This is a genomic window from Nocardiopsis listeri, from assembly GCF_020741345.1.
Classification (GTDB): Bacteria; Actinomycetota; Actinomycetes; order Streptosporangiales; family Streptosporangiaceae; genus Nocardiopsis; species Nocardiopsis listeri_A.
Map to the genome: position 1 here is coordinate 1 of NZ_DYZD01000314.1, position 8,120 is coordinate 8,120.

At 69.2% G+C, this 8,120-nt stretch carries 7 protein-coding genes; all 7 read right to left on the minus strand.

What is annotated here, in order from left to right; all coding sequences use genetic code 11:
• Window positions 1-267 precede the first annotated feature (267 nt).
• Complete coding sequence (locus tag K8V84_RS16920) at window positions 268-1,353, minus strand: DUF6716 putative glycosyltransferase (protein WP_304076037.1); 1,086 nt, start codon at window positions 1,351-1,353, stop codon at window positions 268-270.
• Between the two features lie 149 nt (window positions 1,354-1,502).
• On the minus strand, window positions 1,503-2,267 hold the full coding sequence (locus K8V84_RS16925; protein ID WP_304076039.1) for a crotonase/enoyl-CoA hydratase family protein: 765 nt from the start codon (window positions 2,265-2,267) through the stop codon (window positions 1,503-1,505).
• An 8-nt stretch (window positions 2,268-2,275) separates the two neighbouring features.
• On the minus strand, window positions 2,276-3,049 hold the full coding sequence (locus K8V84_RS16930; protein WP_304076041.1) for an SDR family oxidoreductase: 774 nt from the start codon (window positions 3,047-3,049) through the stop codon (window positions 2,276-2,278).
• A 376-nt stretch (window positions 3,050-3,425) separates the two neighbouring features.
• Window positions 3,426-4,460, minus strand: a complete 1,035-nt coding sequence (locus tag K8V84_RS16935) for an ROK family glucokinase (RefSeq protein WP_304076043.1) — start codon at window positions 4,458-4,460, stop codon at window positions 3,426-3,428.
• A 146-nt stretch (window positions 4,461-4,606) separates the two neighbouring features.
• On the minus strand, window positions 4,607-5,944 hold the full coding sequence (glmM, locus tag K8V84_RS16940; RefSeq protein ID WP_304076045.1) for a phosphoglucosamine mutase: 1,338 nt from the start codon (window positions 5,942-5,944) through the stop codon (window positions 4,607-4,609).
• A gap of 163 nt (window positions 5,945-6,107) precedes the next feature.
• Window positions 6,108-6,617: a 30S ribosomal protein S9 gene (rpsI, locus tag K8V84_RS16945; RefSeq protein ID WP_304076047.1), complete on the minus strand. Its 510-nt coding sequence runs from the start codon at window positions 6,615-6,617 to the stop codon at window positions 6,108-6,110.
• 37 nt (window positions 6,618-6,654) lie between these two features.
• Window positions 6,655-7,104, minus strand: a complete 450-nt coding sequence (rplM, locus tag K8V84_RS16950; RefSeq protein WP_304076048.1) for a 50S ribosomal protein L13 — start codon at window positions 7,102-7,104, stop codon at window positions 6,655-6,657.
• Between the last annotated feature and the right edge of the window lie 1,016 nt (window positions 7,105-8,120).

Here is an 8,120-nt window from a genome sequence, read left to right on the forward strand (position 1 = left end):
CAACAATCACGCGGCGGGGAAGGAGGAAGAACCCACCCCACCCCGCCCAACAACCAGCAGCTTCTCTAGCCGAGGCGCCCCACCAACCCACCCCTTGGCAGCACAAAACCGGCGAAACCAGCGGCTCCCCCAAGATCAATGGGATCACGCCCACCGACCCCACCACCAGCCCGAACTCCCCGCCTGTGGATAACTCGCACCCACTGCTCGGCGTAGAAGCGTCACCAGGGGACCGGGCAGATCCGGTGACCCTTTGCGGTCATGGCACTAGAGAGAACCGCGGGTGGCACGTCCGCACAGATCGTAGAGGTGCGCCGCCCAATCGTCATCCGAGGTCGGGTGGAAGTGGTTGTGCTCGCCCCAGGAACGGTTCGGCTTGTGGAACCGGCACGCCCGCAAGTCCTTCAGGTCACCGAACAGGCCACTGCCCTCGAAGACCGTGTTCCCCTGGTCCCAGCCCACACCGAAGTCCGTGAGCACGAGGGAGGGCACCCGGGCCGCGATGGCCTCCAGCACCGGTAGTGAACCGAGGGCCGCCAACCCCCGGGCCCGTTCGAACTGGTCGTGCAACGGCCCCGACTCCACGACCAGGGCACCCCGTGGGGCACGCCCGGCCGCCACCATGGACTCCCAGGTCTGTGTCAGTTCGGGGTGGCCCTCCTCGCCCACGTGCAGGACGACTTCGAGATCCCGACGGTCGGCGGCGAGTTCGGTCAGCGCCGAGAGCAGAGCCTCGCACCCCAGGGCCCCGGCCGGCTGCCCCGGTCGCGCGGCGAACACGATCCGGTTCCGGGAACCTTGGGTCGACCGCACTTGGAGTTCGGAGAACAGGCTCGCCAGCCCGACCCGGCCCTTGAGACCGAGTTTCTCCCCCAGGGTCGTGTACTCGTCCACCTCGCGATGGCTGTGCGCGACCACCAGGTCCACCCTCGACCGGTGCATCCACTCGCCCTCGGACGCGGGCAGCGCGGGTACGGGCAGGGCCGAGGCCACCACCGGCCGGTACCTGCGCAGAAAGGACCGACTCGACCAGGACAGCGCCTCGATGTGCGCACCCGAGCAGTTGAGCAACACGGCGTCGGGGCGTCGCCGCCGGATGAGGCGGCGCACCTGGCCGATGGTCAACAGCGGGATCCGCCGTCCCGCGTGGCGGGTGCCCTCCAGGGCGGCCCGGATCTGCGCGGGTGAGGGTGTGTCGGCCGAACGCAGCACGGCCAGACCCATGGCGCCCCCGGAATCGGGAAGGTCGCCGAGCATCAGGGCCGAGAGGCGTGCGCGCGGAGCGGAGTCGGCGATGGCCAGAACAGCGGGCGTACCGCCGGCGGCCCGACTCCAGGTGGGAACAAGGGACACGGGGTCGCTTCCTGGGAAGAGCTCGCTGGACACCCCCAGATTACACACGCGTCGTCATCTTCCGGACACACCGTCGAAGGCCGAAAGTCCCGGAAACGACGAAGGCGGCCGCCTTCGGGAAAGGACGGCCGCCGTGGCTCTGAGAGGGGCTACTCGCCCTTCCACACGGGAGCACGCTTCTCGGCGAAGGCCACCGCGCCCTCCATCGCGTCCTGACTGACGAACACCGGACCCGCCAGCTCGTTCTGCTTGTCCCACATCTGGTCGGTGGACCAGTCGTCGGAGGACTGGAAGATCTCCTTGGAGACCTTCAGGGCCAGCGGACCGTTGGGCGTGATGCGGGCGGCGAGGGCCTTGGCGCCTTCGAGGGCACCACCGCTCGCGGTGACCTGGTTGACCAGCCCCAGCCTCTCCAGGCGCTCGGCGTCGACGAAGTCACCGGTCAGGGCGAACTCCATCGCGATGTTGCGCGGGATGCGGTGCTGCAGGCGCAGCAGGCCGCCGGCACCGGCGACCAGACCACGCTTGACCTCGGGAATACCGAACTTGGCGTCCTCGGCGGCCACCACCAGGTCACAGGCGAGCACCGCCTCGAAACCACCGGCGAGGGCGTAACCCTCGACCGCGGCGATCAGCGGCTTCTTCGGACCGCGCTCGGCGAAACCGCCGAACCCGCGCCCCTCGACCACCGGGACCTCGCCCTTCATGAAGGCCTTGAGGTCCATACCGGCGCAGAACGTGCCCCCGGCGCCGGTGATGACGGCTACCGAGATGTCCTTACGGGCGTCGACGTCGTCGAGCGCCTCGGCGATCTGCGCGGCGACCGCGGCGTTGACCGCGTTCTTGGCCTTGGGCCGGTTGATGGTGATGACGGCGATGCCGTCCTCAGCGGTGTAGAGAACCTCGTCGGACACGTCGTCTCCTACTTCGGGGGCATCCGGAGGCCGCCGTCGATCCGGACGACCTCACCGTTGATGTAACTGACCTCGAGCAGGGTCCGGGCCAGCTTGCCGAACTCGGCGGCGGTGCCCAGGCGCTTGGGGAAGGGGACCGGGGCGGCCAACTTCTGCTTGAACTCCTCAGAGCCCGGACCATCGCCGTAGATGGGCGTCTCCAGGATGCCGGGGGCGATGGTGTTGACGGTGACGCCGACGGCGGCGAGGTCGCGCGCGGCCGGAAGGGTCATGCCGATCACGCCGCCCTTGGAGGAGGAGTAGGCGATCTGGCCGATCTGGCCCTCGATGCCCGCGAGGGAGGCGGTGTTGACGATCGAGCCGCGCTCGCCGTCCTCGTTGATCGGCTCGGTCTTGGCGATCTCGGCCGCGGCCAGGCGCAGCACGTTGAACGTACCGATCAGGTTGACCTGGATGACCTTCTGGTAGCTGTCCAGGTCGTGGGGGTTTCCGTTCCGGTCCACCGTGCGGGTGGCCCAGCCGATGCCGGCGCAGGACACCGCGACGCGGAAGGGCTTGCCGGTGTCGGCGGCGGCCTGGACGGCGGCCTTGACCTGCTCCTCCTGGGAGACGTCGGTGGAGACGAAGACGCCACCGATCTCCTTGGCGATCGCCTCGCCGCGCTCGGCGTTCAGGTCGGCGATGACGACGGTGGCACCTGCGGAGGCGAGTTCCTTGGCGGTGGCCTCACCCAGGCCACTCGCGCCGCCCGAAACCAGGGCGGAGATTCCGTTGAGATCCATGTGTCGAACTCTACAGAGGATGTGACCCACACACTAGAACCGGGTTCGGTTAATCGCGGGTAGTCCCATGACCGACCACGTCACCGCACCTCACAGGGGTATGGGCGAAGAACCCACAGGCATCGTCACGGAGCGCCACCTTCCCATCATGCGAAGAGCGACGACACCGGAGTGGCCTCAGGAATCGGCCCAGGAGGATTCGATGGCCGAGCCGCTCCCCGATCGGTTCCGCGCCCCGTCCGGGGGGGGTGGACCGCCGAACACATGGACGACCTTCCACCGGAAGCTCCCCGGATGGACCTCATCGATCCGGAGAAGACCGGCGGGCCCCTCACCATCGGCACCGACATGAGGACCCTCATCGGTCGCCGTTGGATCAGCGCCGTTCGGGGGAGCCACCCAGGCGGCGTTGGCGCAGGCCCCTACGGGCACGGGGCAGAGCCTCCCTGGCCAGGTCGGCCGCACCGATCACGCCCGCCTCGTTGCCCAGGGCCGCGGCGACCACGCGGGCCTCGGGGCGGTATCCACGCCCGGTCAGCCCCTTGGCGAAGGCCCGCCGGGCCGGGTCGAGCAACAGCCCACCGGTCTCCGACACTCCCCCGCCGATCACGAACAGCTCCGGATCGAAGGCGGCCGCCAGGTTGGCCAGCCCCACTCCGAGCCAGGTTCCGGTCTCCTCCATCAGCTCCCGGCAGACCCGGTCGCCCTTGCGCGCCAGTTCGCTGACCAACGATCCGGTGATCAGACCCGGGTCACCGCCCACCTCCTGGCACAGCGCCTCGGCCACCGGCGACTCGGCCACCACCAGTTCGCGCGCCTCCCGGGTCAGGGCGTTGCCGCTGGCGTACTGCTCCCAGCAGCCCCGGTTGCCGCACTCGCAACGGTGCCCGCCGGGCACCACCGTCATGTGTCCGAACTCACCGGCCAGGCCGTAGCGGCCCCGGCGCAACCGGCCCTCCGAGACGACCGCCCCGCCGATCCCGGTGCCCAGGTTCACGACCACCACGTCGTCGACGCCTTGGGCCGCACCCGCGCGCACCTCGGCCCAAGCCGAGGCGTTGGCGTCGTTCTCCACCACCACGGGCAGACCCAGACGTACCGCCAGGGCGTCCCTGAGCGGCTCCTCCCGCCACGACAGGTGCGGGGCGAACAGGACCTTGGATCTTCGCTCGTCGACGAACCCCGCGGCACCCACGCCCACGGCCCGCACGGTGAACTCCTGGCGCAGCTCCGACACGACCGCGACGATCGTGTCCTCCACCACGGCGGGGCTCTTGCTGCGTTCGGGGGTCTGGGTGCGCAACCGCGCCAGTACCCGCCCGCCCGGTGTCACCACGGCCGCGGCGACCTTCGTGCCGCCGACGTCCACACCGATCGTCAGTGAGTGCCCATAGCGCGCGTTCGTCGTCATGACCGTTTCACTCCACCGACCCTAGGCGGCCGCTCCTCGGACGGAGCCGCATCAATACGAACGAAAACGCGCACCCGGGCCACTATGTGCCCGGATGCGCGCGAAAACCCGAAAAATCCCCGGAAGGGATGACTTGCAGTGTTGCTCTATCCGAGGGCGGATCGCACCACGCCGGCGAGCCGCTCGGCGACCGCGGTGGCCTGTTCCTGCGCGGGCGCCTCCACCATCACGCGGACCTTCGGTTCGGTGCCGCTGGGACGGATCAACACCCGACCGGTGTCGCCCAGTTCGGCCTCGGCCTCGCGCACGGCCGCGGCCAGTTCCTCGGAGTCGGCCGCACGGTCCTTGTCCACGTCCGGCACGTTGATGAGCACCTGCGGGAGCCGGGTCATGACCTTGGACAGCTCCGCCAGGCCCTGCTTGTGGTGGGCCATCGCGGCCAGCAGGTGCAGACCGGTGAGGAGCCCGTCGCCGGTGGTGGCGTGGTCCAGCAGGATCACGTGACCGGACTGTTCGCCGCCCAGGCCGAACCCGCCGCGCTTCATCTCCTCCAGCACGTAGCGGTCGCCCACCGCGGTCTCCACCACGTCGATGCCCTCGCGACGCATGGCGAGTTTGAGCCCCAGGTTGGACATGACCGTCACCACGAGGGTGTCCTCGACCAGCCGTCCGGCCTCCTTGGCCTCGGTGGCCAGGATCGCGAGGATCTGGTCGCCGTCGACCACGTCGCCATCGGCGTCCACGGCCAGACACCGGTCGGCGTCACCGTCGTGGGCGATGCCGGCGTCGGCGCCGTGCAGGCGGACCGCCTCCTGGAGCGCGGCCAGACTCGTGGAACCGCAGCCCTGGTTGATGTTGTGACCGTCGGGGGCGTCACCGATGGCGATGACCTCGGCGCCCGCCCGGCGCAGCGCTTCCGGGGCCACCGTGCTGGACGCGCCGTTGGCGCAGTCCACGACGACCTTCAGTCCCTCCAGCCCGTGCGGCAGGGAGTTCAGGACGTGACGGGTGTACAGCTCGGCACCGTCGTGGGACTCGGTGACCCTGCCGACCTCCTCGCCCACGGCGGGGGTGGAGGGCACACCCATCATGCCCTCGATCTCCTCCTCCAGGGCGTCCGCGAGCTTCTGGCCACCCTGGGCGAAGAACTTGATCCCGTTGTCCGGGGCCGCGTTGTGGCTCGCCGAGAGCATCACGCCGAAGTCGGCGTTCAACGCACCGGTGAGGTAGGCGACGGCGGGGGTGGGCAGCACACCCACCTTGACGACGTCCACGCCGGTGCTGGCGAGCCCCGCCACGACGGCGGCCTCCAGGAATTCACCGGAGGCCCGGGGGTCACGACCCACGACGGCCAACGGGCGCCGGTCGCCCTCGGCCCGGGTGAGCACGCGCGCCGCCGCGATGGACAGATCCAGGGTGAGCGAGGCGGTCAGGTCACGACCCGCGAGACCACGTACACCGTCAGTTCCGAACAGCCGTGCCACAGGCGTCAGCCCCTTTCGAAAGCGGCACCGGGCTTCCGGCACCTGTGAAGTTCAGAGTGGCGGAGAGCGCCACCGACGAAAAAGAAAAGCCCGTACGCCGCCCCCTGTTGTGGAGACGACGTACGGGCGAAAGCTCAGCCGAGCGTGTGCCGGCGCATGAGCATTAGCGCTTGGAGAACTGCGGAGCCTTGCGCGCCTTCTTCAGACCGGCCTTCTTCCGCTCGACCTCACGGTCGTCACGGGTCAGGAAACCGGCCTTCTTCAGGGTCGGGCGGTTGTTCTCCGGGTCCAGCGAGGCCAGGGCGCGGGCGATGCCGTGACGCAGGGCGCCGGCCTGTCCGCTGGGACCGCCACCGTCCAGACGGGCGAAGACGTCGTAGGCGCCGTCGAACCCGAGGGAGGTGAAGGGGTCCTTGATGGTCTGCTGGTGGACCTTGTCCGGGAAGTAGTCCTCAAGCGGCTTACCGTTGATCTTCCACTCGCCGGCGCCCGGGGTGATGCGGACGCGGGCCACGGCCTTCTTGCGACGGCCGGTGCCGGCGCTCGGGCCGGAGGCGGTGGGAACGTAAGCGGCGGTCTGCTCATCGGACTCGCTGGTGTACTCGGAGGGGAACTCCTCCGGGTTCTCGGCGTAGTCCTGGGCGACGTCTTCGATGCCGGTGGGCTCGGCCACGGTTAACCTCGTGCTTCCTGTGAAAGTCTGCGAACGCCTACGCGGGCTGCTCGATCTTGGTCATTTCGAACGGGACCGGCTGCTGGGCCTGGTGCGGGTGCTCAGGACCGGCGTACACCTTGAGCTTCTTGGCCATCTGACGGCCGAGGGTGCCCTTGGGCAGCATCCCCTTGATGGCCTTCTCGATGGCCCGCTCGGGGTTCTTCTCCAGCAGGTCGGCGTAGGCGACCGAACGCAGACCACCGGGGTAACCGGAGTGACGGTAGGCGCGCTTCTGCTCGAGCTTGTTACCGGTGAGCGCGACCTTGTCGGCGTTCACGACGATGACGAAGTCGCCGGTGTCGATGTGGGGCGCGTAGTAGGGCTTGTGCTTCCCCCGAAGCAGCGTGGCGATCTGGCCGGCCATACGCCCGAGCACGAGATCGGTAGCGTCGACGACGTGCCACTGACGCTGGACATCGCTTGGTTTGGGGCTGTATGTGCGCACGATCGTTCGCCTTCGCTCTTCATTCGGCTGCCCCATCCCGAACGGGATGGTGGACTCGTATTACGGAACACCCCAACGGGTGCGGGGCCGGAAACAGCCCTCATGTTGCGGGGCTGTTACGTTGGCCGGATGTCCCATGTCCAATCAGGACGACCCGGTCGTGAGTGCGCAGACGATGGTGCGTGGATCGGCACCCAACTTCGGGAGTTTTGGGGCCCACGGCAACTCAACGCACAACGACGAAGTATCCTACCCGCCCACCCTAGCGCAGGTCAAAGCGAGCGCCGGGTCGGACCGGTGGGATCATCGTCTTGGCGGGAAAGCGCCGGGACGGGTTCACATCCGTGACCTCTCCGCCTTTTATTATGCCTGTTGTCGGGAGTGCTTCGTCCTGCCCCCGGCCGCGGGTTGGTTACCCTGGCTCCGAAAGGCCGGTCTCCGCCCGGTACGACGGGCGATGACGTGATCCTTGGAGACGCCCGTCACGGTCGCCGACCCCACACGGACGCCACAAGCGCGGGAAAACGGCGAACCGCGGACCAGTCCCACCCTCAGAGCCTTCGGAGACTCCCATCAGTACGCATCCGAACCCGCCTCATCACGGTTCCGACGGACGCCCCATCCCCCCGGACGGCGAAGGCCAGGACCTGCTCGGAGGACACCGATCCCCTTCTGAGGGACAGCCTTCCACAACGGGTCCCGAGCAACAGCACGGCACGCCGCCGGCACAGGGGTTCGCGCCCCAGCCGCCGCAGCCCGGCGCTCCGAGTGGGCCGCAGTACCCCCAGGGCCCGCAGAACGGCCCCCAGGCGCCTCCCGGACCTCCACCCGGCCCCGGCCGACAGGGCGCCCCTCAGATGCCTCCCGGGCCTCCCCAGGGCCCCGGACCGCAGGGTCCGTTCGGGTTCCCCCAGGGACCCGGGCCGCAAAGCGGCCCCCAGACGCCTCCCGGACCTCCCCAGGGTCCCGGGCCCCAGAGTGGTCCCCAAACGCCCCCCGGACCTCCCCAGGGCCCG

Bases quoted from the DNA above. Each gene is read 5' to 3' on its own strand.
- K8V84_RS16930 (WP_304076041.1), bottom strand. From the start codon at position 3,049: ATGGATCTCAACGGAATCTCCGCCCTGGTTTCGGGCGGCGCGAGTGGC.
- K8V84_RS16935 (WP_304076043.1), bottom strand. From the start codon at position 4,460: ATGACGACGAACGCGCGCTATGGGCACTCACTGACGATCGGTGTGGAC.